At 64.5% G+C, this 26,474-nt stretch carries 22 protein-coding genes; 9 read left to right on the top strand and 13 right to left on the bottom strand.

The features are described from left to right. Positions 1–135: 135 nt before the first annotated feature. From FRC98_RS10880 to FRC98_RS10890, 3 genes are read right to left on the bottom strand one after another with little or no spacing between them, the layout of a single operon-like run. The gene (locus FRC98_RS10880; protein ID WP_146981436.1) at positions 136–1,641 is read right to left on the bottom strand and encodes an MYXO-CTERM sorting domain-containing protein; all 1,506 of its coding nucleotides are present in this window, start codon (positions 1,639–1,641) and stop codon (positions 136–138) included. A 37-nt stretch (positions 1,642–1,678) separates the two neighbouring features. Beyond that, positions 1,679–2,407 (bottom strand): uracil-DNA glycosylase family protein, encoded by a 729-nt coding sequence (locus FRC98_RS10885; protein ID WP_146981437.1) that lies wholly within the window; start codon positions 2,405–2,407, stop codon positions 1,679–1,681. Next, positions 2,404–2,865 (bottom strand): EVE domain-containing protein, encoded by a 462-nt coding sequence (locus FRC98_RS10890; protein WP_146981438.1) that lies wholly within the window; start codon positions 2,863–2,865, stop codon positions 2,404–2,406. The genes FRC98_RS10885 and FRC98_RS10890 overlap by 4 nt, the downstream gene beginning before the upstream one ends. Positions 2,866–3,157: 292 nt before the next feature. On the opposite strand from FRC98_RS10890, the gene FRC98_RS10895 reads away from it, so the two are divergent. Further along, positions 3,158–3,754, top strand: coding sequence for a response regulator (locus FRC98_RS10895; protein ID WP_146981439.1), 597 nt, complete (start codon positions 3,158–3,160; stop codon positions 3,752–3,754). A gap of 25 nt (positions 3,755–3,779) precedes the next feature. Beyond that, positions 3,780–4,256: a GNAT family N-acetyltransferase gene (locus tag FRC98_RS10900; protein WP_146981440.1), complete on the top strand. Its 477-nt coding sequence runs from the start codon at positions 3,780–3,782 to the stop codon at positions 4,254–4,256. 49 nt (positions 4,257–4,305) lie between these two features. On the opposite strand, the gene FRC98_RS10905 is transcribed toward FRC98_RS10900, so the two are convergent. Continuing rightward, complete coding sequence (locus FRC98_RS10905) at positions 4,306–6,390, bottom strand: hybrid sensor histidine kinase/response regulator (protein ID WP_146981441.1); 2,085 nt, start codon at positions 6,388–6,390, stop codon at positions 4,306–4,308. Positions 6,391–6,717: 327 nt separating this feature from the next. Between FRC98_RS10905 and FRC98_RS10910 the strand changes: the two genes are divergently transcribed. Both FRC98_RS10910 and mutH read left to right on the top strand, forming a co-directional pair. Then, positions 6,718–7,194 carry an SRPBCC family protein gene (locus FRC98_RS10910; protein WP_146981442.1) on the top strand — a complete coding sequence of 159 codons (477 nt, stop codon included), beginning with the start codon at positions 6,718–6,720 and terminating at the stop codon, positions 7,192–7,194. Positions 7,195–7,250: 56 nt separating this feature from the next. Next, on the top strand, positions 7,251–7,925 hold the full coding sequence (mutH, locus tag FRC98_RS10915; protein ID WP_146981443.1) for a DNA mismatch repair endonuclease MutH: 675 nt from the start codon (positions 7,251–7,253) through the stop codon (positions 7,923–7,925). An 18-nt stretch (positions 7,926–7,943) separates the two neighbouring features. Here the strand turns inward: mutH and FRC98_RS10920 are convergent, their stop codons facing one another. Both FRC98_RS10920 and FRC98_RS10925 read right to left on the bottom strand, forming a co-directional pair. Beyond that, the gene (locus tag FRC98_RS10920; RefSeq protein ID WP_146981444.1) at positions 7,944–10,295 is read right to left on the bottom strand and encodes a PAS domain S-box protein; all 2,352 of its coding nucleotides are present in this window, start codon (positions 10,293–10,295) and stop codon (positions 7,944–7,946) included. A 136-nt stretch (positions 10,296–10,431) separates the two neighbouring features. Beyond that, a complete protein-coding gene (locus FRC98_RS10925; RefSeq protein ID WP_146981445.1) occupies positions 10,432–11,265 on the bottom strand; it encodes a symmetrical bis(5'-nucleosyl)-tetraphosphatase in 834 nt (277 codons plus the stop codon). A gap of 202 nt (positions 11,266–11,467) precedes the next feature. Between FRC98_RS10925 and FRC98_RS10930 the strand changes: the two genes are divergently transcribed. From FRC98_RS10930 to FRC98_RS10945, 4 genes are all read left to right on the top strand, one after another. Next, on the top strand, positions 11,468–12,832 hold the full coding sequence (locus FRC98_RS10930; RefSeq protein WP_146981446.1) for a cystathionine beta-synthase: 1,365 nt from the start codon (positions 11,468–11,470) through the stop codon (positions 12,830–12,832). Positions 12,833–12,873: 41 nt separating this feature from the next. Next, complete coding sequence (locus FRC98_RS10935; RefSeq protein ID WP_146981447.1) at positions 12,874–13,806, top strand: preprotein translocase subunit SecD family protein; 933 nt, start codon at positions 12,874–12,876, stop codon at positions 13,804–13,806. Further along, complete coding sequence (locus FRC98_RS10940) at positions 13,806–14,477, top strand: hypothetical protein (RefSeq protein ID WP_146981448.1); 672 nt, start codon at positions 13,806–13,808, stop codon at positions 14,475–14,477. Before FRC98_RS10935 ends, FRC98_RS10940 begins: the two co-directional genes overlap by 1 nt. Positions 14,478–14,687: 210 nt before the next feature. After that, positions 14,688–16,418, top strand: a complete 1,731-nt coding sequence (locus tag FRC98_RS10945) for a sensor histidine kinase (RefSeq protein WP_146981449.1) — start codon at positions 14,688–14,690, stop codon at positions 16,416–16,418. 40 nt (positions 16,419–16,458) lie between these two features. Here the strand turns inward: FRC98_RS10945 and FRC98_RS10950 are convergent, their stop codons facing one another. The 3 genes from FRC98_RS10950 to FRC98_RS10960 form a co-directional block, all read right to left on the bottom strand. After that, positions 16,459–17,367 (bottom strand): hypothetical protein, encoded by a 909-nt coding sequence (locus FRC98_RS10950; RefSeq protein WP_146981450.1) that lies wholly within the window; start codon positions 17,365–17,367, stop codon positions 16,459–16,461. A gap of 238 nt (positions 17,368–17,605) precedes the next feature. Beyond that, a complete protein-coding gene (locus FRC98_RS10955) occupies positions 17,606–18,964 on the bottom strand; it encodes a serpin family protein (protein ID WP_146981451.1) in 1,359 nt (452 codons plus the stop codon). Between the two features lie 196 nt (positions 18,965–19,160). Beyond that, positions 19,161–21,545, bottom strand: a complete 2,385-nt coding sequence (locus FRC98_RS10960; RefSeq protein ID WP_146981452.1) for a hypothetical protein — start codon at positions 21,543–21,545, stop codon at positions 19,161–19,163. A 631-nt stretch (positions 21,546–22,176) separates the two neighbouring features. Here FRC98_RS10960 and dbpA point away from each other — a divergent pair. After that, positions 22,177–23,589, top strand: coding sequence for an ATP-dependent RNA helicase DbpA (gene dbpA / locus FRC98_RS10965; protein ID WP_146981453.1), 1,413 nt, complete (start codon positions 22,177–22,179; stop codon positions 23,587–23,589). A gap of 3 nt (positions 23,590–23,592) precedes the next feature. On the opposite strand, the gene FRC98_RS10970 is transcribed toward dbpA, so the two are convergent. The 4 genes from FRC98_RS10970 to FRC98_RS10985 form a co-directional block, all read right to left on the bottom strand. Continuing rightward, positions 23,593–23,802 carry a TIGR02450 family Trp-rich protein gene (locus FRC98_RS10970; protein ID WP_146981454.1) on the bottom strand — a complete coding sequence of 70 codons (210 nt, stop codon included), beginning with the start codon at positions 23,800–23,802 and terminating at the stop codon, positions 23,593–23,595. 398 nt (positions 23,803–24,200) lie between these two features. Continuing rightward, complete coding sequence (locus FRC98_RS10975; protein WP_146981455.1) at positions 24,201–24,761, bottom strand: 3-hydroxyacyl-ACP dehydratase FabZ family protein; 561 nt, start codon at positions 24,759–24,761, stop codon at positions 24,201–24,203. Positions 24,762–24,788: 27 nt separating this feature from the next. Next, positions 24,789–26,063, bottom strand: coding sequence for an aminotransferase class I/II-fold pyridoxal phosphate-dependent enzyme (locus tag FRC98_RS10980; RefSeq protein WP_146981456.1), 1,275 nt, complete (start codon positions 26,061–26,063; stop codon positions 24,789–24,791). 102 nt (positions 26,064–26,165) lie between these two features. After that, a complete protein-coding gene (locus FRC98_RS10985; RefSeq protein ID WP_115607996.1) occupies positions 26,166–26,408 on the bottom strand; it encodes a phosphopantetheine-binding protein in 243 nt (80 codons plus the stop codon). Positions 26,409–26,474 lie beyond the last annotated feature (66 nt).

Consider the following 26,474-nt stretch of genomic DNA (forward strand, 5'->3'; position numbering starts at 1 on the left):
TATGATGACCACTCTCTACTGAAGGTCAACCCCATTTTGGGCGCGAATCCTGCGCCCGGGCGCGGTAAATCGTCTCACCACCCGACCACCGACCGCCGACCTTCGACTTCTTACATCGCGCAAAACGCGCCCGTCTTACGACGCGGAGGCAAGACGCCGCCGCACACGCATCACGAGCGCAGCGAACCCGAGCATCAGCAGCGCGCTGAAGTTGCCGCCGGCGCCGGCGCTGGAGCATCCGCATCCCTCGTCGTCGTCCGGCGCTCCGCCTGCGTCTCCTCCGCTTCCATCACCCTCATCGCCAGGCTCACCGCTGAGATCGGTACAGCGCTCGGTGGCGTCCGGGGTCGACTCCCCGTCGCACTCCCCGCTCCACCAGCCGCCGGTGCAACGCTCCACACCGGCCTGACACGCCGCGCCCTCCCGGGTCGCCTCGCGCCCCGAATAACACACCCGCTCATCGCCCTCACTGCAGCTCTGCGCCGGCTGAAGACACGCCATCGAGGGCCGCTCCGCGCTCCACACCGGGCAGGCCTCGGAGTTGGCGAGCACCTGCCCATCCTCACCGATCTCGGCGCCCAGCGACCCGTAGCTCGGGTAGGTATGCCCCACCCCGAACCCGTCAATCGCCGCAAATACGTAGCGATGGCACCCCGGCTCAAGCTCCACATCCAGCCGCGCCTGACCGCCGGCAAAGGGGTTCTCCTCGGAGCGCTCGGCCCAGTCCGCCGCGCTCGGAAGCGTCATCGCCTCACACCCGTCCTCAAAGACCACCGAGGCCTCAGCAGGCGGTGCGTTCGGCTCAGTATAAAGCATCGAGAAGCTCACCTGACCCTCGGGCGTGGTGCCAAAGGGGGAGTCGGCGTTCTGCCCGAAGATCAGATGCACGCCATCGGCGATCACAGGCAGCGCTCGAGCCGACATCCCGCCCACCCAGCCCACATAATTTTGCTCACCACGACGCACCACCGCCGGGCCCATGACCTGATGCTGCTCCGAGAGGATGCCCGGATCGACGCTGAGCGCCCCCAGCGCAACCGTCTCAAGCGCGGCCGCCGGCGTGGGCTCGGCACTCTCCGAGACCACCGAAACTTCAGCCGCAGGCACCCCGCCGGCCAGCCCGAAATAGCTCCAGCGCTCCTCCTGCGCGGTCGTCCCCTCCGCCGCATCGCAGGCCACCACCTCGCCAACACAGCTCAGCTCGCCGTCGACCATCCCGAGCTCGCAGCAGCTGCGCCCGCGCTGGTCCTCGTCCTCCACATCACACGCGCAGGAGCTCTCCAGCACATGCGCCCCCTGCCAGCGCGCCATCTCCACAAAGTAGGGGTCGATCACCGCCGGAAGCGCCGGCAGAGGCCCCATCACACCGGCCGCCCCCGGATCGCGACGCGCCAGGTTCCACACATGCCCCAGCACCCGCTCGGCGTAGTCGGGCATCGCCTCACTGCCCTGGCCACTCCAATAATACGCCGGCGTCGACTCCCCCAGAGCAGCGGTGCGCTCATCCACTTCCACCGGCTCCCCGGCCTGACCGCACCCGACCGCCACCACCGCAAGCCCTACGCCCCACCACGCCCTCATCGCGCGTCCTACACCCCGGGTCTTCTTCGCCACCATCTTCGCCTCGATTGCGTTTGCCACGTCAGTCTCACTCTATGCGCGCCTGCAACTCACCGCCTCAGCGGACTGCCAGGGGTACCCCCAATTCTTCAAGCTGCGCCTGCGCCTGGGCCGCCCATCCCCGATTTGCCGCCGGGCTGGCCGGGCTCGGATGCAACACTCGCCCGATCGTGCCTTTGAAGTCACTCTTCTTGAGCGCGCGCTGAACGCTCTTCTCCGCAAACGCCCCCACACCGATGACCCACTGCGGCTCAAAATACGCCACAAGATCGCGCAACGCCCGATCACAGGGCGGCAACACCTGGGCCTTCTCACCCTTACGAAGTTGAGGCGGGGTGCGGTTTTTTCCGTCTTCGTCGAGGATCAACAGCGGGCAATAATTATGCACAAAGAAGGCCTCAAAGAAGCGCTCCGCCGTGCCGAACTGCTCCTGCGCCCAGCCCCAGAGCCTGGAGCCGCTGACCTCGCTCCGCGGACACTCAAACCCGTCGACCGGCCGCTTCGGATGCACATCGGCCGGCTGTCCCACCGGCGCCTCCACCCCCATCCAGTCCCGCACCATCTCAATGGTGCCAAAGGGCACCCCGTTCTGCGCCATCCCCCAGGGCCCCGGGTTCATGCCCACCAGCATCACCGGCCGGGGGCGTTTCTGCCCGTAACGCTCCAGATAGAGCTTATGCGACTCCCAGGCATACTCCAGCGGCTGGTAGGCGTGGCTAATCGGCGGCTCAAACTCTACACCCTTAAGCTCTTCTACCAGACGCTCACTGATCGCGATCGGATTCATGGGGCCTCCCCGGCCATCGTCAAAATCAACTCGGCATGCGCCTGCTCCACCGGCATCACCGAGAGGCGAGCGCGCTTGACCAACATCATCTCCTGGAGCGCCTCGGTGGCCTTGATCTGCTCCAGGCTCACCTTGCGGGCGAAATGGCGTACATAGCCCAGATCCACCAGCCACCAGCGCGGCTTGCTCTCGGTGGCTTTGGGATCAAAATAAGGGCTGCCCGGATCAAACTGCGTCGGGTCCGGATAAGGCTCACTGACCACCTCGGCCAGCCCCACCACCGCCGGCGGACGCTCCCGGGAGTGGTAAAATAACACCGCATCGCCCACGCCCATCTCATCGCGCATAAAGTTGCGCGCCTGGTAGTTGCGCACGCCGTCCCAGGGACTTTTTTTCAGACTTTTTAAGTCGTCGAGTGAGAAGACATCCGGTTCACTCTTGACCAGCCAGTAGCGCATCGTTGCTCCACGGATTTTCGCGCATTCCAACACCTGCCTGCCCCCGGGGCTATAACACGCTCCAGGACACGCTTCCACCGCGCGGCGACGCGCTCAATTGACATATTACCCGCATCCCCTCTAGACTTCGTGCGCTGGTCTGGCAGCCCGCCGAAAGCGCTGCCATCTCGGCGCGCAATGGCCCCGGCGCAAAGCCGTCCCCTGCCCTCACGCCCATTGCATCACCTCGTCAACCCCGTATGAATCTGCCTCGCTTCGCCGAGGACCCGCCCCTGGACCCAAGGAGGGCGTCTTGCGCACCATCAAGATTCTTATCATCGACGATGATAAAGACATCTGCGAATACATGCACCTCTTGCTCAGCCAGAGCGGCTACCACGTCGAGACCGAGACCAGCCCCTCCCGCGCGCTGGAGCTTCTGCGCGAGGAGCAGTTCCACGTCGTCGTGCTCGACATCATGATGCCCGAGCTCAACGGCATGGAGGTACTCGAGGAGATCCGCAAGTTCGACAGCGACATCGCTATCATCATCTTCACCGGCTACCCCTCGGTCGACACCGCCGTCACGTCGATGAAGTACAACGTGAGCGACTACATCAAAAAACCCTTTGATGTGGACGAGTTCAACCAGACGCTGGAAAACATCCTGCGCGACAAGGGCCTGCTCATCGATCCGGAGGAGCAGCTTCTTGTGACCATCGGTCAGAACATCCGCGCGGCCCGAAAAGATCGCAGCCTGACCCTCAAGCAGATGTCGCGCCGCACCGGGCTCTCAGTCAGCCTGCTCTCGCAGATCGAGCGCGCCGAATCGAGCGCCTCGGTCTCCAGCCTCTTTAAGCTGGCGCGCGCCCTGGACTGCTCTCTGACCGAGTTTTTCGGAAACTACTAAGGTCCCCACCAGCGTCGAGCATCGCGTGGCCTCTGCCCCCGAGACATTGCGCCTGGACGCCGCCCCCACCGCGACCATCCTGCCTCTGCGCACCCGGGTACTCCGAGCGCACTTTCCCGCAGGCCAGCTCGCACATTTTGAGGGCGATGACCTCCCTCACACCCACCACTTCGCCGCCTGGGCCGGCGATGAGGTCGTCGGTGTGCTCTCGCTTTTTCAAAACCCCATGCCCGGAGACTCGCAGCCCGCCTGGCAGCTTCGCGGCATGGCCGTCGCCCCCGAGCTGCAGGGCCAGGGCGTCGGCGGCCGACTCCTGGAGCACGCCCTGACCCGCCAGGCGCTGGCCGACCCGACCCTCACGCTGGTCTGGTGCAACGCGCGCCAGCGCGCCGTGCCTTTTTATGAGCGCCACGGCTTTACGATCGTCTCCCCCCTCTTTGAGATCGAAGGCGTCGGCCCGCATCATCGCATGGCGCGCGCCATGCCCACGCTTCTGGCCTGAAGGCGCGCCGCCCTCCCCGCCCTTTTCCGCGATTTACGCGCGCCAGCGCTCAGTCCTTCGCGCGCGCCAGCGCCGAGGCAAGCGCCTTACGCAGCGCCGCCAGATCGAAAGGCTTATAGAGCACCACGTTATCGCTGGAGGCCACAAGCTCTCGGGCCTCATCGCTGTAGAGCCCGCCGGTCATAAAGACCACGCGCCGCGCCAGCTCCGGGCGCTCCCGAGAGAGCTCCCGATAAAAGGTCGCCCCGCTGACCAGGGGAAGATGCAGATCGCAGAAGATCACGTCGAAGTCGCCTGAATCAAGCGCCTCCCATGCCTTCTCCACCCCTTCCACACTGACCACCTCGGCCTGATCCCGCAGCAGCCTCACGAACATCTTGCCCAGACGCACCTCATCGTCGACCACGAGAACCCGGTGAAGCGCGGTCTCCGAAGACGCCTTGTTAGCACCGGAAGTCGAAGCCAGCGCAACCGCCGGCAACGTCAAGCGCACCAGCGTCCCCTCCCCCTCTTCGCTGCTCAGCTCCAGGCGCCCGCCGAACTGCTCCACCAGCCTCACTGACGTCGACAGCCCCAGCCCCGTCCCCTCGTCGGGCCCCTTGGTGGTAAAGAAAGGATCAAAGACCCGCGGGAGGTTTTCCCGGGCGATGCCCACCCCGTTATCCTCGATCTCGATGATCACCTGGTCCTCGCGATCCAGGGTGCGCACCACCACTCGCCCCCGTTGCTCATCGTCCTTTTGCGTGACGGCATGGACCGCGTTGAGCAAAAGGTTGAGCAACACCTGCGTCAAGCCCGAGCGCGTCGCCAGCACCTGCCGGCTGCTCGCTCGCTCAAGCTCCATGCGCCCCATGCCCCGAAGGTGAATGCGGGCCATACGCAACGCCAGGTTGAGACTCTCATCGATGGCAACCGGCTCCGCCGGCTGGTCCCGTTTGGGATCCCGCGCCAGAATCCGAAGCTCCCGCACGATATCGCGCATGCGCAGCGCCCCTTCATGGGCGTCGTTTATTGCCGAGAGCGCCTCGGCCACATCCGTCCGCGCAAGACTCACCTGCGCGGCCCCGCTCTCGCACAACGGCCCGAGCATCCCCTGCACAAACTCCATGCTGGCCAGGATGTAGGCCAGCGGGTTGTTGATCTCATGGCCCACCCCGGCGGCCATCGTGCCCACCGCCGCCAGCCTCTCCAGCTTCTCCATCTCCAGCTGGCCGTTGCGGGCCTCGGTAATATCCTGAAGCGTACCGATGACGTGATCGCGACTCGACTCCGAACCCCGCGCCGCATAGACCACCACCCAGCGAAGATCGCAGCTGGCCTCATCGCCGCGATCCACCTGCAAGATCCCCAGCCGGGCGCAGCGCTGATCTTCGAGAAGTGCCCCGAAGATGCGGTCGAGCTCCCCGCGCGAGCTCTCCACAAAACGCCCGATAAACGCCGCCACGCTCAGCTCACCGGGCACCACCCCGAGCTGTTCGGCGCCCCGTTCGTTGATCCACAGGGTTTCGCCGCCGGGTACCCACTCCCACAGCCCCAGATTTGATGCCTCCAGCGCCAGATCGAGACGTTCCTGGCGCTCCAGCAACGCCTCCTTAAGCCCCTGCTCCCGGTCGACCTTCTCCATGAGCTCGCGGCGCGCGCGGCGAAGCTCCAGCTCATCAACCACCACCCCGGCAAGATCGCTGAGCGCGCGGCGCTGCTTGGCGGAGAGCTCCGCGCGAGACTCCGTATCAAACACGCAGATGGTTCCCAGCCGATGCCCCTCCGGGGTCACCAGCGGCGCGCCGGCATAAAAACGAATCTTCGGCTCACCAACCACATTGGGATAATCGGCAAAGCGCTCATCGCTACGCGCATCGGGCACCTCCATCACCTCAGTGCCGCAGATCGCGAACTTACAGAAGGACTCGTCGAGCCCGGTTTCCGCCAGATCGACGCGCAGTCGCGCTTTAAACCACTGCCGCTCCTCGTCCACCAGAGTGATGGTCGATGACGGCGCCCCGCAGATCTGCGCCGCCAGCCGGACCAGCCGATCGAAGGCCTCTTCGGCCTCGGTGTCGAGAATTTCGTAGCGCCGCAACGCCTCAAGTCGCCCCCGTCCCCTGGCGTATGCGTCTGCTTCCTTATGTCCCACGTCTGCCCCTCTTACTGCTGCGGTGACCCCCCGCGAGCCTCCTTAAAGCTTAACGCTAAACATCCTGTCAACCTCTCAATCCTTCACCCCCCGGGCAACTTCCGAGACAACGCCAATCGCGTGACTATCTTCGGCCCGCGAGCCTCTGAGAAGCCGTCTCAACCGATGCCTACGCTCGAGTCTGCTCTCCGAGACCTGATGTCGGCTTCTTCATTCGCGTTTCAGGCATTGCCTTCGGGCAAGTCTAACCCCCGAAGCGCTCCGGTGAATAGCGACGAGACTCGTTTTCGCGCAGATTATTCGCCATCTCTGTAAACGGAGTTCCCCATGCTCTCCTTCGACCGCAGCATCGACACCCGCCTCAGCCCGGAGATCCTCTGGGAGCTTCTGGTCGAAGCCTTCGAAGACCCCGCCCACAGCCGCATCTGGCCTGTCGACCTCGACGAGGTCTCCCCCATCACGCTGCGGCCCGGCGCCACCCTGGAAGCCACCTACAAACTCGGCCCCCTGCACACCCACCAGCGCTATGTGATAGGCGAGGTGGTCGAGGGACAGAGCTTGAGCTACAGCGCGCTGGGCTCCCATCCCTTAAAGGGAGGCGCCACCGTCAGCGTGCTGGAAAGCCTGCAGGGAAGCCAACTTCGCTGGGTGGGGCGCTACACCCCGCGGCTGCACCCGCTGGCCCCGGGCGCGCTGCTCTTCGTCAAACTCTATTTTCTCAACGCCTTCTTCTCGAGCCTGGAGCATAAGATCCGCATTCAGGAAGCCATGCTCGACGAGGCACCTCGCGCCCATCGGGGCTGACACACACCGCGGCGCGATGCTTGCCCACGCCCGCCCTCCGGCAGTAGGCTCGCCACATGAGACGTACGCCCACCACCCCCACAGAACTCCTCTCCCGCGCCCGCGGCCTGGCCGGTCTCACCCTGGCCGAGCTGGCCGGTGAGCTCAGCGTGTCGGTCCCCGCCAACCTGCGCCGCGATAAGGGCTGGGTGGGCCGACTTCTCGAAGACGCCCTGGGCGCCGACGCCTCTACCGCTCAGGCCCCCGACTTCGCCGAGTTGGGCATCGAGCTCAAAACCCTCCCTGTCGACGCCACCGGCAAACCTCGCGAGTCCACCTTTGTGACCTGCGTGGAGCTCGCCCACCCCGACGAGATCCGCTGGGAGACAAGCCACGTGCGCCAGAAACTCGCCCGCGTGCTCTTTATCCCCGTGCTCAGTGAGACGTCGATGAGCCCTGGCGAGCGCCTCGTAGGTCAACCTCTGCTCTGGCAACCCACACCGGCCGAAGAAGCCCTGCTTCAAGCCGACTGGGAGGGGCATATGCGCACGATTCGCCAGGGCTACGCCCACGCCATCACCGCCCGCGATGGCCGGGTCTTGCAGATCCGCCCCAAAGGCGCCCGCGCCTCCAGCCGCGTCTGGGGGCTGGGCCCCAGCGGCGATCTTGAGCTCATCCAACCCCGCGCCTACTACCTGCGCGCCGGGTTTACCGCTCAGATCATCGCCCGCAGCTTCGCGCTGAGCACCTGAGCCCAACCCGAAATCCTCTCAGCGCGTCGCCTCTTTGAGTCCTGCCACCCGATGCACCAGCTCGCGCAGCTCCCGCGGACCGAAAGGCTTGAGTAGCAGACGATCGGGGCGCTCATCCACAAAACGCTGCGCCTCATCGGTGTAAATGCCGCCGCTGATAAACCCCATCCGCTCGGCCTGCTCCGGATAACGGCGCGCGATCTCGGCAAAGAGCTCCATCCCGCTCATCTGCGGCATCATCAAATCGCTGATGATCGCATCGTAACGCTCCCCGTCGAGCAACCGCTCCAGCGCCTCCTCGGCGCTGGTGGCCAGGAACACATTAAAATCCTGTTTGAGCAGGCGCGCCACCACCTCCACGATCGCCAGCTCATCGTCGATCACCAGCACCGAAGGCCGCCGCGTGGTCGCAGGCGCAGCCTGCTCAGCCTGACTCACCAGGTTCGCCGGAAAGACCATTCGCACCCGGGTCCCCGCCCCTTCTTCGCTCTCAAGCGTTAACGCCCCGCCCATCGCCTCCACAATGGCGTGGCTGGAGTAAAGCCCAAGTCCGCTGCCCTCGCCGACCTCCCGTGTCGTGAAAAAGGGGTCCATCGCGCGCCTGCAGACATCTTCACTCATGCCCTGGCCGCGGTCCTGCACCTCGACATGCGCCCGGGCAGCTTCGGCCTCAAAACCGACCTCCACATCGATCACCCATCGCTCCGAAGGCAGGCCCTCGACCGCCTTCGCGCTGTTGATGAGCACGTTGACCAGCGACTGCACAAGCCCACCTGCCGCCCCGGTGACCCAGATCGCCTCATCGGTCAGATGTCGCACCCGCACCTCCACCGGGAAGTCCTGGCGCACCACGCGCACCGCAGTCTCTACCATCGCCCGAAGATCCACGGCGCCGGGCTCCCCCTCCCCCGAAGACGCCACCCCGCGCAACCTCTCGACGATCGAGCCGATACGCTGCGCGCCCTCCCGCGCCGCGCCCAGCATCTCCTGCACCACCTCCGCATCGGCCATTTTCCCGACCGGACGAAGCAGCACATCGAGGTTGCTCGTAATGACCGTGAGCGGATTGTTGATCTCATGGGCCAACCCGCTGGAGAGCGTCCCCAGTGAAGCCAGGCGGTCGGCCATCGCCAGTCGCTCTTCCATCAGCTGACGCTCGGTCATGTCCGAGATCACCCCAAACCAGCGAATCCGCCCTTCTACGCGCTCGGCCGCCGTGGCGTGACCCGACATCCAGCGCACCCTCCCCTCATCATCGATCATCCGAAACTGCCCCCGCCATACATCGCCCGGCTGGGCCACCTCACCGTCCTGAACTTTCGCCAGGTCCTCGGGGACGATCCGGCCCAACGCATCCTCTCCCCGCACACCCGGCTCCCGCAGCGCCTGAAATCCCGGCAACATCCCGACGTTGAGGTAGGGCAGACGAAAGTTACCCTCCACATCTTCCTCAAGTTGAAAGAGAATCGCCGGCATATGCTCATTGATCTGCGCCAGCACCTGATCGCGCTCGCTGATCTGCTCCGCCAGACTGCGCACGTCGGTCACGTCGGTAGCCAGCCCCACCACATAACGCCGCCCATCGGTCCCCTGAATCCGCAGCCGGGTGACCTGAAACCAGCGCGAGGCCCCATCGGCGCGCACCCACTCCTCCTCACGCGCCAGCGGTCGCCCGCTCTTGAACACCTGCTCAAAGCCCTGCTGCTGATAATGATGATCCCCCGGCCCGATCACCACCTCGGTCACCCCCGTGCCAATCAACTCGCGCTCCGGACGCCCGATAAACTCACACACATAGCGGTTGCAGAACACCAGCTGCGCGCTGGCGTCGCGAATAAAGACCGCATGCGGCAGCACATCGATGGTTTTACGCACAAGCTCCAGCGCATGATCGATCTCGGTGCGCACCCCCAGCCTTTTTGCGAGCGCACGCAAGCGCAGCTTTAAACGCTCGGTGGCCCCATGGGGCCGCCAGGAGAAGACATCGTCGGCGCCGGCCTCATAGACCGGGCGCCAGAAGTGCTCCTCCAACACCTCGTGACTCGCACCATACAGCCAGATCCGCGTGGGAAGTCCGCTCAGCGCCACGCGCAGCCGCTGCACCCCATCGGCAGCAAGCTCCACGTCATCGGTGCGCACAAGAATCACGTCGGGCACACGCTCCGCGGCGATCTCCCTCAATAACCCATCCACGCTCTCAAAGGTGCGGTGGCGCAGCCAGTGCTCCTCCCCCTCGCCGACGTTGCTCTCCACGACCCGAAACTGCAAAAAGAGCTCGGCCACGTTGAGAAAAAAGTTGGGCTGGGTCAGCGCAAAACTCTTCGAGCTCAGCGGGCGTCGCTTCCACTCACGCCGATTCGGGGAACTCATAGCGATGTCTCAAAGCTCGGGAACAGTCATGGGCAAGGGCAGCTCACGGCGTCATAGACACCCCGCGAGGGCACGGCATTCTGGTGGTGAGCCATGGAGGCGTCAAACCCACGTTAATGGTAACGCGCCTGCAACATCAAAGGTCCAGCCCGCCGCGATTGACCTGAAAAAGGTGCCCATCCTCCAGACGCACCGCGCTGAGCGCGCGACCCCACACACAGCCTGTATCAAGCGCGAGCAGCCTGGGAGTCTTCATATAACCCAGCGCCGACCAATGCCCGCAGATCACGCGCACCCCGCCCGGCTGGGCCCCATCGATGGCCCAGCGCGCGGGCTCGGCATCAAACCAGGCATGCCGCGGCGCCTCAATCGCTTCATAGGTTGACTTATAGTCGAACTCCAGCGAGCCATCACCCTCCAGCACCCGCATGCGCGTCATAATGTTGATCGCCACGCGCAGGCGCGCCTCCCCCTCAAGATCTTCATGCCACTGGCGAGGCTCATTGCCGTACATCGCCTCAAAGACGCGCCGGTAGTCGTCCGCGCGAAGCGCCCCCTCCACCTCCCGGGCCACCGCCTCGGCCTGAGACGCCGTCCAGCTCGGCCACAGCCCGGCGTGCACCACCAGGTTCTCACCGCGGCGCACGATCATCGGCCGATGGCGAAGCCACTCCAGAAGCTCATCGGCATCCGGCGCGCTCAGCACATCCTCAAAGGTGTCTTTATCGCGGGGCTTATGCCCTCCCAGCCCCACCGCCAGCATATGCAGATCGTGGTTCCCCAGCACCACCTCGGCCCCGTCGCCCAGGCCCCGCACAAAACGCATCACCCCCAGCGAGTCCGGCCCCCCGTTGACCAGATCGCCCACAAAGACGACGCGGTCGCGCCCCGGCTCAAAGTCGGCCCGCGCCAGCACCTGCTTGAGCTCACGGAGACACCCGTGGACATCACCCACCACGATCGTGGCCATCGTCTCGCTCCCATCATCGACGTTGTTCTGGCGGAATCACCGCCCGCTGCGGCCTGTTCTTAAGCCTGCGACCCGGCTCAACCGCACCCACCATCTCGGCGCTCCTGCCAACTTCCCTTGTCCGCCCGGCGGCGGTGGTGCTACCACTTGGGGCGTCTTTTACGCCCAATTTTCGCACCGGCCACCTCCACGGGAGAACGCTATGAAAGCCGCCAATCACATCCTGGAAGTCATCGGTAACACGCCGCTGGTCAAGAGCCACACCATCGCCAGCCATGTCAAGGCAGACATCTTCTTGAAGCTGGAGTACCTCAACCCCGGCTCCAGCGTAAAAGATCGCCCCGCGCTGCAGATCATCGAAGATGCCGAAGCCTCCGGTGCGCTGCGCCCCGGCGGCACCATCGTCGAGGCCACCAGCGGCAACACCGGCATGGGCCTTGCGATGGCCGCGGCCATCAAGGGTTATAAGTGCATCTTCGTGATGCCCGATAAGATGAGCGATGAGAAGATCAAAACGCTGCGCGCCTTCGGCGCTCGCGTGGTCGTCTGCCCCACCGCCGTTGAGCCCGATGACCCCCGCTCCTACTACTCGGTGGCCATCCGCCTGGCGCAGGAAACCCCCAACGCCTTCCACGCCAACCAGTACCACAACCCCTCCAACCCCCGGGCCCACTACATCAAGACCGGCCCCGAGATCTGGGAGCAGACCGAGGGCAAGATCGACGTCTTCGTCGCCACCATGGGCACCGGCGGCACCATCAGCGGCACCGCCAAATACCTCAAAGAGCAAAACCCCAACATCCAGGTCGTCGGCGTCGATCCCATCGGCTCGATCTACTACGACTACTTCAAGACCGGCAAAATGACCGAGGCCAACTCGTATCTGGTCGAGGGCTTTGGCGAAGACATCATTCCCTCCACCATGGACTTCGACTTCGTCGATGAAGTCGTGCGCGTCAGCGACAAAGAGTGCTTCATCACCACCCGTCGCCTGGTGCGCGAAGAAGGCGTCTTCGCCGGCGGCTCCTCCGGGGGTTGCCTGGCCGGCGCGGTCAAATACGCCGAGCGCATCGACCGCCACGCCAACATCGTCACCATCATGTGCGACACCGCCGGTCGCTACCTCACCAAGATCTTTGATGACGAGTGGATGCGCGAGAACGGCTTCCTCGACGAAGATCGCGGGGTGGGCACCGTCGCCGACATGCTCAACGGTCAGGAGCAGACCGTCTACACCACCGAGAAGGGCGCCACCGTCGCCGAGGTTGTGGGGCTTATGAAGACCCACGGCATCAGCCAGCTCCCGGTCATTGATGGCGAGCGCATCGTGGGCATCGTCAACGAATCCGACGTGCTCAATCACCTCCTGAGCGAGGGCGGCAAGGGCGACGACCCCATCGACGGCCTCATCGAGTCGCATTTCGCGATCGTCGAGCCCTCCAACCGCGTCAGCCTCATCGGGCAGTTCTTCCGCCAGAACAAGGTCGTGCTGGTGCTCGATGGCAAAAAGCTCGTCGGGATCATCACCAAGATTGACTTTATCGACTACGTCAGCCGTCAGATGTGATGATGGGATGCTGACACCTTTCTAACCTCAGGGACTCCACCATGAACGCTCGCACATTTTCCGGTCTTCGAGGCGCCGCCGTCGCGCTGGTCGCACTGCTGGGCACCACGGCCATTCTGGCCGGCCCGGCAGCCACCAGCGCCGAGGCCCAGCGCACTCAACGCCACTCCGACCGCACCGTGCGTATGACCCTTGTGGTGGAGTCCCCCCAGATTGAAGCCGAGCCTGACGAAAACAAACGCACCCGCGCCCGCCGCCTGCTCGCGGAAGAGGCCGCCGAGCGCATCATCACCCGGCTCAAAGCCATCGGCGTTAAAGATCCACGCGCGATCGTCACCCCCCAGAACCATATCCAGGTCGTCGCCCCCGGCGCCGCCTCCGCGCAGGTGGTCCGCGGCGCGCTGCTGGCCCCCGGCAAGCTCGAGATCCGCCCCGTGAGCGAGAGCAGCCCGCACTGGATCGAGCTCGCCAGCCAGCTGCCCGAAGGGATTGAAGTTCGCCAGAACCCCGGCCAGGTCAGCCCCGATCGCGTGCACCTGTGGAGCGCCGACTTCGCCACCCTGCACCGCTTCACACGCCGCCTGGCCCTGGGGGATACCCGCGTAGAGGTCTTCCCGGCCCGCGACGGCTGGCGCACCCTTGATGTGGGAGAGGTGCTCGCCACCGAGGAAGACCTGACTACGAGCGAACTTCGCTCCAGCCCGGGCGGTATCCCCTTTGTGCAGATCGAACTTGGAAGCGACAGCGCCGAGAAGATCCGCAGCGCCACCTCTTCGGCCAACTCCGCCCCGCTGGCCGTCCTGCTCGATGGCGAGGTCGTCAGCCTGATCCGCCGCACCGGCGGCCAGGCCCTGGAGCTTCCATGCCCCGACCACCTGCGCTCGCATCTTTCCCGTCAGGCCTGGGCCGCCCAGGTGGCAGGTCGCCTGGCCACCCCCATCCCCCTCACCATCGCCGAACTCAGGGAGCAGTGATGTCCTCTCGATTCTTGCCCGAAGCCATCCGCGGGGTCTGGTTCTACGTGCCCGAAGACTTTGACCTGGAGCGCGGCCACGAGCGCACCCGCCAGCAGCTGGCCTTCCGCATCGACGGCAGCTTCACCCGCTACCAGATCAAAAACGACTCGCGCCGCGCCATTGAGACCGGCGATTACACCTACGACGGCAACTTCCTGATCCTGCGCGGGCGCAACACCGACACCTTCCGCGTCCGCCAGAAAGGTCACTGGCGTTGGGACCTTGAGGGCAAAAAAAAAGAGCAGCGCCTGCTGCGTGCGCTCATCGATCTGGACGCCCCCGAAGAGCTCAGCGCCGCGGCCGCCCGCGATATCCGCATCCTCCCGCTGCGCGTGCAGATTCAGGGCCGCTACAAAGGCGACGACACCATCTTCGAGGCCATCTACAAACCGGCCGAGGGCGAAGCTCGCCAGGTCGGGACCTTCTTCGTCGAAGAGCATCCCGGCCAGAAGCGCTGGGTCGGAATTACCCCGCTGGTCCACGGCATCGAACCCGCCACCTGGGAGCGCATCATCGAAGACAGCTTCCTCGATCTTTTCCTGGGCAAACCCGACGACGTAGGTGTGGTCACCCTGCGCCTGCTCGATAGCGGCGAGTCGCGCGTCTTCAATTATAAAGTCGATAACTGAGACGCGAGGCCGGGCGTAACCTCTCTGCCCCTGCGGCCGCCTCACCCGAGCGCCTCTGGCGCAGCTCCGCCGGCCCGCCCCCCCCCCGGCCGTTGCGTGGCTCGCCCCCGGGGGGTATAAGGCCCCCCTATTTCAATTTACGTGGAGTCCGCTCGGAGAACTTCTCGCGTGTTGACGCGAGCGCCGTCGGAACCTCTCTACGGGGGCTTTATGACCACCCTGGTCGACTATTTTGTACCCGCGCATTTTCCCGAAGAAGGGTTGCAGCGACGCCAGGCGCGCATCGCCGTGCAGTCGGTCTTCGCGCTCCTGGGCTGGGGTCCGATCGCCTGTGCGCTCTACCACTTCGGCGGCTCTCCGGCGGCGATGTGGGCGGTGGCCGCAGCCACTGTGACCTCCGCGCTCACCCCCTTTTTGCTGAAGTGGACCGGCAGCCTCAACATCGCCGGCAACTTCCTGATCTTCACCCTCTACGCCCTCTTCACCGGGCTGAGCACCCTTTTCGGGGGCCTGCACGCCCCGCCGGTCAACTGGCTCCTGCTGATGCCGGTCTACTCGCTGCTCTTTTTTAACGCCCGCACCGCCATCGTCTGGATGGTCGTGGCGTTCTTGACCTGGAGCGGCTTCATCGGCGCCGAGGTCCTCGGGCACACCTTCCCCTACCAGCTCGATCCTCGCCTGGACCTGGCCCACCGCGCTGTGGGCGTGCTCGGGCTGAGCTCGATGGTCTTCGCCGTCATCCTCCTCAAAGACCACCTCCAGGGCTGGCTTGTCGACACCGTGCGCGCCACCGCCGCCGAGACCCGCGCGGTGCTTGAGACCGCCCCCGACGGCATCCTCACCCTCGACCTTGAGGGGCGCGTGCTCAACGCCAACAACGCCGCCGCCCGCATCCTGGGCCGAGAGCGCGACGCCCTCCTCAACCGCCCGATCGAGGAACTGGTCATCTCACTCGATGCCCGCCAGGCCCGCGAGAGCGCCGCCGGCGCCTTCGGCCTCACCGAAGAGCACAGCGCGCTGAGCGCCGATGATCGCGTCTTCCCGGCCGAGATCGCCTTTGGCGCCCTGGAAGGCAGCGGCCGCCAGGGTGTGGTGCTCGTGATGCGCGACATCACCGAGCGCAAAGAGGCCGACCTCCAGCTGCGTCAGGCCCGCGACGAAGCCATTGAGGCCAGCCTCGCCAAGAGCACCTTCCTGGCCAACATGAGCCACGAGCTGCGCACCCCGCTCAACGCCGTGATCGGCTACTCCGAGATGCTCATGGAAGAGATCCAGCTGATGAGCCAGGAGACCGACCACACCCCGCAGCAGCGCGTCGAGGGCTTTTTGCCCGACCTGCGCCGCATCCGCACCGCCGGCAAACACCTGCTCATGATCATCAGCGACATCCTCGACCTCTCCAAGATCGAGGCTGGCAAGATGACCACGCATGTCGAGCCCTTTGAGACCCGCACCCTCCTCGACGAGATCTGCGACACCGCCCGCCCCCTGGCCGAGAAAAACGCCAACACCTTAAGCCTTGAGGTCGATGGCGAGTTGGGCCAGATGTGCTCCGACGCCACCAAAGTCCGGCAGGTCCTCTTCAATCTTCTGAGCAACGCCTGCAAGTTCACCCGCGAGGGGCAGATCAGCCTGCGCGCCCGCCGCTGCCCCGAGAGCGATCAGCTGCTCTTTGAAGTCCGCGACACCGGCATCGGCATGAGCCCCGAGCAGCTCGAGCGGGTCTTCGACGCCTTCACCCAGGCTGACACCTCCACCACACGCCAGTTTGGAGGCACGGGGCTGGGCCTCACGATCACCCGCCATTTCTGCGATCTTCTCGGCGGTGACATCGCCATCAGCTCCACCCCCGGCGAGGGCACCACGGTGCGCGTGCGCATGGCCTCCTCGCTGCAGGCCAGCGCCGAGGCTGAGCGCCCCCACGAGGAGCTCCCGGCCTGATACGCCGCACCAGGCTCAGTCTGCGCCGCGCCCTTCGCTTTCAGCGCCCCGCCGCACGGTGCACCTCCGCGAAAAAGTCGCGACATGGCGAGGGCATCGCCTCCTCGGCATCAAACCAGCAGGAGAGGTGCACCGAGCTCGCACCACGCTCCACATGCGCCGAGTACAACCAGTGGGAGGCGGTGTCTGTGACCCCGTTCCAACCTACGGCATGACACGTCGCCGGCTGCCCCAGCAGCGTGCAGGCGTGCTCGGTGTGCGGGTTATGAATGCCCCCCTGCCCGTTATGACGCGTCATCGTCGCGATGGCCTCTCGGTGGGCTGCCGCAGTCGCAGCGACATCCCCCTCCTGCCTGTTGAACTCACCGCCATCGCAGACAACCCGACCGCTGGACGCCACGTCGCAATCGGAGCTCAGCGCCAGGCGCTGGCCCCCCACACGCACCCCATCGCCGGCCCGGATCGCCGGCGCGTTGATGCCTCGCTCCTTCAGCTGACCTAATATCGCCTCACAACGCCGCGCTTCGAACCTCGAAGCCTCCATCACACAGCTCGCCCTAACCCTTTGGTGGGTGGGTGTTTCAATGATCGCGGAGAGGCCGCGGTGACGTATCTCCCCCTCGGGATCGATCATGGGATACCCCAGCAGACTTGTGCGATCGGCACGCACCACAAAGGCGATCGCATCCTGAGACTGACCACCGATCTGCGCGCGCACATCCTCGCCGCTGACCCCACCGCCAATCTCGGCGCGGATGCGGTCGGAAGCATACGCAAACTGGCGCGCCACAGACCCGCTCAGCGCCGGTCCGCTCTGCACCATCACCCGAGCACTTCCGCAGCTCAGATCGATCCACCCCGACGCCTCGCCCACCACCTCGCAGCTCGCGGCAGGCTCGGCCTGTGACGCCCGGGGCACCATTGCCAGCAGCAGCGCCCCCACCATCATAGCCTGCCGTCGCACTCCCCGATGTTGCCCCGTCTCACCCCTGGTCGAACCCGCCACAAATCACCTCCCGAAACGCGCGCCGCATCACTGCGGCAGCATCCTCGTCACGCTCCAGCGGCGGCCCGTTGCGCCGCGCAAACAAAAACCCGCTGTGCCCCGGTCAGACGCCGGGCCACAGCGGGCTATTCATACGCATCGCCGGCCCTTCCCACGGGCCGACCTCACCTGCAACGAGCGCTCAGCTCGGATCGAGCATCCGCCCCATAAAGAGGATCGTGTCGGTGCCGTGATCGTAGACCGCGTAGTAGAAGGGCCGATCAAAACGCACGCTGGGCGGATCCACCGGCACCGAGGTCTCGGTATCCATAATCACCGCCGTGGCCGCAGCCGCCTCGGTGCCCTTCTCATCCACGCTCACAAAGCTCTTATGCAGGATCTCCGAGATGTAGAGGGACTCGCCAGGGGTGCAGGGCTCCGCACCGGTGATGCCGCCGAAATCCGCGTCGCAGAAGTCAAACGCATCCACCATCCCCAGCGCCTTAAAGGTATCGACCAGGGTGTAATCTCCCTCGCTCTCAAAGCGCGGCAAAAACACCTCGCCATCGGTCGCGCCACGCACCTGAGTCGCAATCGCATCAAAGTCCTCGCGCGTCAGCCCCTGCTCCCAGGCCCCGAAGTCCGCCTCGGCGTCGGCCGGCATCCACAGAATCAGCGAGGCTTCATTGCCCACGTAAGGAAGCGACGCCGCCACCGTGGTCTCGTCTTCATAAAACCCGAACTCCGCCGACTGACGCATCATCGGCACACTCACCTGGCTCGCATCCAGGAGCGTGAAAGGCGCATCTTCGGTCAGATCTTCATCAAAGGGGCTGAGCCAGCTGCCGTAAAAATAGATCGCGTTGACCAGCACCAGGCGAGTGTCGGCGCTGAGCACCCCTTCGGGCAGCAGATCTTTGATGCGCTCGTTGGTCTGGTCTTCGACCCACTGATTGATCTCACCGCGAATCGCCTCCGCAGCGCTCATGAAGTCCACAAGACGCATCTCCGCGCCGTAATGAAGCGCGAGCAGATCGAGGTAATCCGACTCGAAAGGAAAGCCCTGCTGCCCCCAGGTCTGATTGACCACGTTGAGCACCAGCGGCTCACCGCCACTCTCCTCCGAGGGCACGTACTCCGAGCGGCTGGCCAGCTCCTGATCGAGCAGGTTAAACGCCGGGTGCAGCTCATCATCGGGGAGCGTAAAACGCAGCGCCTCGGCCATCTCCGTCTTCGTATTCTCCTGCGCTCCGCCGTAGGTCATCGCCAACGCCAGCGAGATCGAATGCGGCGAGACAAAGATACTATCGCCCGGCTCCCCCTCCTCACGCAGCTGCGCGAAAAGATCGAAGGCGAAGTCGCGGTTATCGGAAGCGAGCTGCTCCTGAACCGTGGCCTCAACCTCCGGCGCGATGATGCGGCTGAGCTCGCTGCGCACCACATCGCCCGGCCCCTCGGGCTCGGGATCAGTGTTGGGTTGCTCGTCCACCTGTGTCGAGCAGGCCGCCAGACTCAAGGTCAACGCCACACTGAGAAGATGTCGGGGGAGATGTCGAAGCATAAAAAGTCCTCATCGTTGGAGCGCATCAGGCGCGTCATCACAGGTCACTCCTCACACGTTTGCAACCCCCGTACCAGATCAAAAAAAGCGCCCCGAGGGGCGCTTTTTGAAGTAAATTCAGCGAATTTTAACCCTCCTACGATCAATTTTCACAGAATCACGTAAGGACAGCCTCAAAATTCTGAGACGTTCTTCGTCAAAACATCGCGTTTTTGCGCGAGTCCATCGTCACCTCCTGCACCTCCTCGCCAACCCGCACGCGGTGCGGGGTGTGCATGATCTTCTGATGGTCGCGCACCTGCCCCACCGCCCCGCCGGCGCCCTCCTCCCACTCCGCCGGGCGGATCGTCATCTGCTCGAGCACCACCTCAAGCCGCCCCCCGTCATCGAGCTGCCCCTCAAAGACCCGCTCCCCATCGACGTCGTCGATCTGCACCGGCGAGCCGGCGTCTCCCTCCACGCTCAGCGTGTAGGCCACGCTGTAGTAGCTGCGCTTGCTGGTGCGCCGCCACCAGACATCATCGACCGCCGCGCCCCCCTCAAAGACCGGATCGATGAGAAGGTGGTCGTAGCTCTCATAGCCCCCGTCGAAGATGAAGGTCGCAAACTCCGGGTGGTCGCCCACCTTCTCAAAGCGAGGGTTGATAAAGGTATGCCGGTTTCCTCGCCCGTAAGAATCCCCAAAACGCACCAGCGCCACGTTGGAGCGCAGGTGGTTATCGATGTAGTAGGTCGGCTCATGATCGGGCCGGGTATCATGAACGCCCTGCGTGACCACCGGAGCGGCATCCAGGGTGACTTCATCGAGGGCGCGGATGTCGATGAGGTTTGAGTCGCAATGGGTCTCGGTGATGGTGGCGTCGCTAAACAACTCGGTACCACGCATGATGCCGCCGCCCCGTGCGCGCCCCACGATCAGGTTGTCGCGGTAGGCCAGGTTATGACGCACCTGACCGCCCCCGCCGTAGTTGGTGATGCGGAAGCCGTTGAGCGAGTCCATATCGCCCCAGCTCTCAAAGTAGCGCCGACTCTCGGTGCTCACGCCCTCCATTTGCACCAGGTTCTGAGCCACCTCCAGATCCAGATGCGCCCAGCTCACGGCGATGGAGTGGTAGCCGCTCATAAATATCTTGTTTCGCAGCACCTCCCCGGCCACCGTATCGGGCGCCGAGTGCGGCTGAATGGCAAAGGAGTTGGTCGACCAGCTGTCGACGTAGATCTCGTTGTCGGTGATGGTGTTGGCTTGGCGAAGCCCGTTCTGACGGGTGCGCAGTACCAGGTTATGATGCAGGGCGTAGGCGTTGGGCTGCGCGTGATTCTGGCTGGTATCCGAGATCTGCAGCGGGCGCCCGCCGCCGGAGCCGTGGCGGTTGGTGATGACGTAACCCCGATCTTTAAAACGGTTATGGTGCACCTGCACCTGCCCCTGGGGATAACGAAGATGCACGGCGTGAATCTGCGCGGCCTGGTAGGCGATATCAAGCCCGGCAAGCTCCACATCGCTCACCCCGGAGAGGTAGACGGCATGAAGCCCCCCGCTGGATGAGGCGCCGGAGTTACCCACACCGCCCTCGATGATGCGCCCGTTGAGCACGCGCACCCCGCTGACCTCGTTGCTGCGCGCCCACACGCCGCTGGCCGCCTGCTCGGCATGCCCGGCGTCGATGGAAGGGATGCTCCCCTCACCATAGGTGATGGTATGCCCGCCCAGATCGAGGGTGATGTCGCTGGCCACGATCTGCACCACCGCGCTCTGAGCGCCGCTTAAGTCTTCGGTGAGCAAGTAGGTCGCCCCGCTCTGATCGAGGCGGTAGGGCGGGCCCTCAAGCGTGCCGGGAAGCTCGATCAGCGCTTCGGCAGGCGCCGGATCGGCGGTGGTCAGCTCCTGCACCACCGAGGCAATCGTTTCGCCGGTGGCGTCGCGCCCCACCCAGCGAAAGTAGATCGTGGTGTCGGCCGGCAGCTCCCGAAGATGGTGCATCTGCAAAAAGGTCGGTCGCGTTGAGGCCTCGGTGCGCTCATCGAGCGCCTCGGGTGAGCTCCCGTACTCCACCCAGCCAATGACCGGTCGCGTGGTCTCGAAGGCGACGGTGGCCGAGGAGCGCGATGCGTAATGCCAGGCGCCGCTCTCCACAAAGTTCACGGCATCGCCCGTGCGCGCCTCGAGCAAAGGCTGGTTCACCGGCCCGAAATGGGTGAGCGCAAACTCGTGAAAGACCGCGTAGAACGCGTCCGGATCAAAGCCATCGGCCAGGGTGTCTTTGTCGAGCGCCTGATAGGCCTGGCGCGCCGCATCGCGCCGGGCGTCATCGATCGCCAGCGGTTCATCCGACCACACTTCGGCCACAAGTCCCCCGGGGCGCTGCGGATCGTTGCCGCTATCGTCAACATCCCCCCCATCACCGCCCGCGTCACTTCCACCGCCATCCGGCATACCGCCATCCGGCGCATCCAAAACATCCTCTTCGCCGCCGACGTCTCCCCTGCCATGGCGAGCATCATCGGTGTTCTCGCTTCCACACCCCGCTCCCAGCACCACCACCATCGCACTCAGCACCATCGACCCGATCAGCCTACGCATACATCCTCCTCAGCGTCGTCAGAAATCCCCGTTCACAAGGTCTTGAACGCCGATCATCCTAGAGACGAAGAATCCCCCCGCCAAGAATTCTATTGCAACACTTCGTGTCGGGATGAGCCGCATCCCACAAAGACTTCCACCGACCCACGGTCACCAACCCCCACCGTTCAAGGGTTCTTGAACATGTTGCACCGGATGATCACAAAACACATACGAAGAGGGTTTTTCGCCCACACCTCATGCCGCGATCACCCGCATGTGACAACGACTTCTACCGACCCACGGTCATTTTCATCGACGTTCACAGGTTCTTGAACCATCTCATCGTCTGACGAGTGTTCGCGCGATCCGCATGATGCTCACACCCTTGAGTGCTCCGATCCACCGCTCTACACAACAACTTCGCCCCTCCCACCTCCCCCCACCACTCGCCACGCATCCCCCCCTTCTTGCCCCTTGTGTAACAAACTGTTTGCGACGTTCTCCTCAGCCCACCCACGCCACCTTCCACCCGCCCGAAAATGGCACGTCTGAAAGCGCACTCACCCCGCTGCGTTTGACCCCGACCGCCAAAACCTCCATGGTGCGCCCAGGTTAGACTCCTTTTCCTTCCCACCCCCGGACCCATCCTTTGAGCACCTCTCGCTCGACCTCTTCCGCCGCGCCCGACACCGCGCCCTTCGCCACCCTCTCCATCGAAAACCACTGGCTGGAGACCCTCGACCAGCTCGGCTACCACCAGATGACGCCCATCCAGGCGGCCACCCTCCCGCTGACGCTGCGCGGCCAGGATGTCGTGGGGCTAGGGAGCACCGGCACCGGCAAAACCGCCGCCTTCGGGCTGGCGCTGCTCCACCGCGTCTCCCCCGCCCAACCTCTGCCTCAGGCCCTGGTGCTCTGTCCCACGCGCGAGCTCGCAAGCCAGGTCACCGACGAGCTGCGCCGCCTGGCCCGCGCGCTGCCCAACACCCAGATCCTTACGGTGACCGGCGGCGCGCCCTTCTCTCGCCAGCGCGTCGCCCTGGAGCACGGCGTCGACGTGGTCGTGGCCACCCCCGGCCGTCTTCTCGACCACCTGGACCGCGAGACCATCGACCTCTCCCGCGTCAAAACGCTCGTCTTCGATGAGGCCGACCGCCTCCTCGATATGGGATTTCTTGACGATGTCGCCACCATCGCCGAGGCCTGCCCCACAAGGCGCCAGACGCTGCTCTTCTCGGCGACCTTCCCCCGGGCCATCCGCGAGCTCAGCGAGCGCTTCCAACTGCAGGCCCGCCAGATCTCGGTGGTCGGTCAGGCGGAGCGGCCCGACATCGACCAGGTCATCGTGGAGCTCGGCGACGTCGCTCGACTCGACGCGCTGGAGTCGGTGCTTCAGAACTTCGCCCCGACCTCTTCCGTGATCTTCTGCAACCAGCGCGACACCTGCGAGACCGTGGTCGAGCGCCTACAGAGCGCCGGCTACAGCGCCGAAACCCTGCACGGTGGCATGGAACAACGCGACCGCGAGACCACACTCCTGCGCTTAAGCAACGGCAGCCTGCGCCACCTCGTCGCCACCAACGTCGCCGCCCGGGGCCTGGACATCGACGCGCTCGACGCCGTCATCAACTTCGAGCTCCCCCGCGAAGCCGAGGCCTTTGTGCACCGCGTCGGCCGCACCGGACGCGCCGGCGAACAGGGCCTGGCCATCACGCTCGTCGGCCCCGAAGACAGCCGAAAGCTCCCACACTTTAAAGATCATCTGGCCGATGCTCGTCAGGTCACCGCCTCAACCCCCTCCCCTTCGGCGCCGCCTCCGCCTGCGGCCGCGAACATGACAGTCGCTATCAAAGGCGGCCGCAAAGACAAACTTCGCCCCGGCGACATCGTCGGCGCGCTCACCCGCGACTTCGGCTTTGAGGCCGACGCCATCGGCGACATCCAGATCCAGAACCACATCGCCTTTGTCGCCCTGCGCCGCGACATCGCCGGTGATGCCCTGCGCCAGATTCAGGACGGCCAGATCAAAGGGCGCCGCTTCCGCGCCTTTATGCAGCGCTGAGCCTCACACCCACCCCGGCAACCACCGCTCACGATCCCGAAGATCGCGCCAGGGAAGCGCCACCTCCTCCCCGGTGAGCACCCCGCGCAGCACCGCCTCACCCCGGCGACGATCAAAACGCACGACCTCCCAGTGCTTGCCTCGATCTTCGGGATTCACCCGACTCCAATGACTTCCCACCAACTTCGACGGGTTATGCGGCGCAAGGGGCATCGGCGTCCTCCTCAAATCCAGGTCCTCACAAGAACCGGTGACCCCTCCATCATCATCACCCCACTCGCCGCAACAACCTTTTGAGTTGGCTGTCACCCAACAAAAACCACATGCCGCATAGCGTTTTGTAACAGACTGTTTGAACGCGAGTTCCCCCACATAAACCCTCGGTCTTGTCCCTCCCTCGGTCGGACAAAACGCGACCCCGGGTCAGGTTTCACACGACCCGGGGTCAGCCTCCACACCCCAATGTAACAAACTGATTGAAGCGCCGATCACCCGCACGGCACAACAACTTCGTCCCTCCCTCGGTCGGCCAGATCGTCGACAAACCGTACCCATCGCAACGCGTACAAACGCCCCGCTCAAACCAGCCGAAGCCCCCCCTCTCTAAAAAGTCAAAAAACAGTGACTTCGCCGGCCATCACCCCCACCACCTCGCCATCGACCAGGGCCTGGGCCACGCATTCGCCGAGCATCGTATCAAAGCGAGTGGCCTGCACGAGCAGCTCCACGCTGTCCCCCGGCCGCACCTCTCGCACAAAATGCGCGCCCAGGATTTTCGTCGCCCTCACCTGAAGTTCGGCGGCCTCCTCCGGGAGCTCCTGGCGCAAGAGCAGCGTGTAGAGACACAACCCCGCCTGCCCCATCATCTCGATGAGCAACACCCCGGGCAGCACCGGATCGTCTGGGAAATGCCCCTCCAGCCCCACATGATCCTCGCCAATCAAACGCCGCCCCAGCGCCAGACGCTTTTGAAGGTCAACGCCCACCAGCTCGTCAACCAACAGCATCGGGCCGCGCTGAGGCAACAGGCTCTCAACCAGCGCCCGCCCCTCAAGCGCTTCCCCCCCCACTCCGAGAGGCCACCCTTCAGGCTCCACAAGCGGGCGGCGACGCAGACGCCTCAACGTCTTTGAGATCCCCGCATCGCTCAGATCGATCGTCGTCTCACTCACCTTCGCCACCCACCTGCCATGCCTGGTTCACGCCGCGCCCACAAGCCCCAGGGGACGCGCGATCACGTCTTCGATGATGTTGGAGGCCTCATCGATATCCGCCGCGCTCAGCTGCGACGAGACCGAGATACGGAAGCGACGGCTATGCGCCTCCACCGCCGGAAAATCGATCGGCTGCAGGTAGAGCCCGCGCTCCTGGGCGGCCATCGCAAGCTCAATGAGCTGCTCACCCGACGACCCCACGATGATCGGGATCACCTGCGAGGTGGACTCGCCAATATCCAGCCCCATCGAGACCAGGTTGGAGCGGAAGTGGCGCACGTTGGCCCAGAGCTTCTCGCGCAGCGTGTTGTCGCGCGTGGCCACCTCCAGGCTCTTGCGCATCGCCGCCACAATCGCCGGCGGCAGCGCGCACGAGAACTGAAAGGAGGCCGCGTAGCACTTGAGGTAACGCATGATCGAGGCTTCCCCGCACACAAAGCCGCCCACCCCGCCAAAGGCTTTGCTCAGCGTGCCAAAATGCACCCCGATGCGATCTTCGACGCCAAAATGCTCACCCAGCCCGCGACCGGTCTCACCGTAGACCAGCGAGGAGTGCGCCTCGTCCAGATAGAGCGGCACATCGTGGGCATCGCACACATCGAGCAACGCCGGCAGATCCGCCGTATCGCCGTCCATCGAGTAGACGCCCTCAACCACCACCATGCGGCGCTTGCCGGCGTGGCGCGTCAGCGTCTCGTCGAGCGAAGCGGCGTCGTTATGCGCAAAGCTCACCATCTTCGCCCCGGAGAGCGTCGCGCCGTCGACCACACTGCGGTGGCACTTGCTGTCCACCACCAGCACGTCGCCCTTCTGCAGAAGCCCCTGGATCGCGCCCAGGTTTCCGCCGTAGCCGCTGGAGAAAAGCATGCAGGCGTCTTGCCCCTTAAACGCGGCGAGCTCCTGCGCCAGAAGCACATGCTGATCAAAGGTGCCCGAGAGCATCGCCGCCCCCGAGGCCCCCACCCCGTAATGCATCAACGCCTGCGCTGCCGCCTGCACCACCTCCGGGTGGGTCGAAAGCCCCAGGTAGTTGTAGGAGGTCAGGTTGATCACCGGCCGGCGCTTACCCAGATGCCCGCCACTGAGCTCGGTGCGGGGTTTGGGGGAGTTATGCAGCGGCTGCTCAAAAAAGCTCATCGCCGTGGCGACACGCGGATCCTGAATCCAGGCATTGAAGTCCTCGGGAGGATTCAGCACCCCATCGCTGTCGTTGTAGGTGAAATCGGCCAGGCTAAACTTCAATACGTCTTCAGGCTTCATACGAGCTCCCGCCGCATCCTCAAAAGGACACGCGACTTTGCGCTTTTCCAAGAAAGCGCCACTTCAAAAAAACGCCTCGGTCCTCCGAGCGCGATGTTCCACTTATTCGACGTGCTCCAGAAACTTCGCTGCCAGCGCGTCGATCGTCTGCACGTCGGCGAGCTCGGAGCGGGGCACGCGAATCTTCAGCTCGCGCATCGTCGCGCTGACCACCTCGATCATGTCCAGGCTGTTGGCGCCGTAATCACGCATCGAGCTCTCGGCCGACACCGTATCAATATCGATGTCGTCCAGGTTATCTTTCAGATGCTTTTTGATGATCTCAATGATCTCTTCTTTCGTCATGACTGCTCCTTTATGTTCGATGGTGTCTTTCACAAAAAATCGTCAAAACCGGCCGGCTCCGGCCCG

Origin of the sequence: Lujinxingia vulgaris, assembly GCF_007997015.1 — a bacterium.
Classification (GTDB): Bacteria; Myxococcota_A; Bradymonadia; order Bradymonadales; family Bradymonadaceae; genus Lujinxingia; species Lujinxingia vulgaris.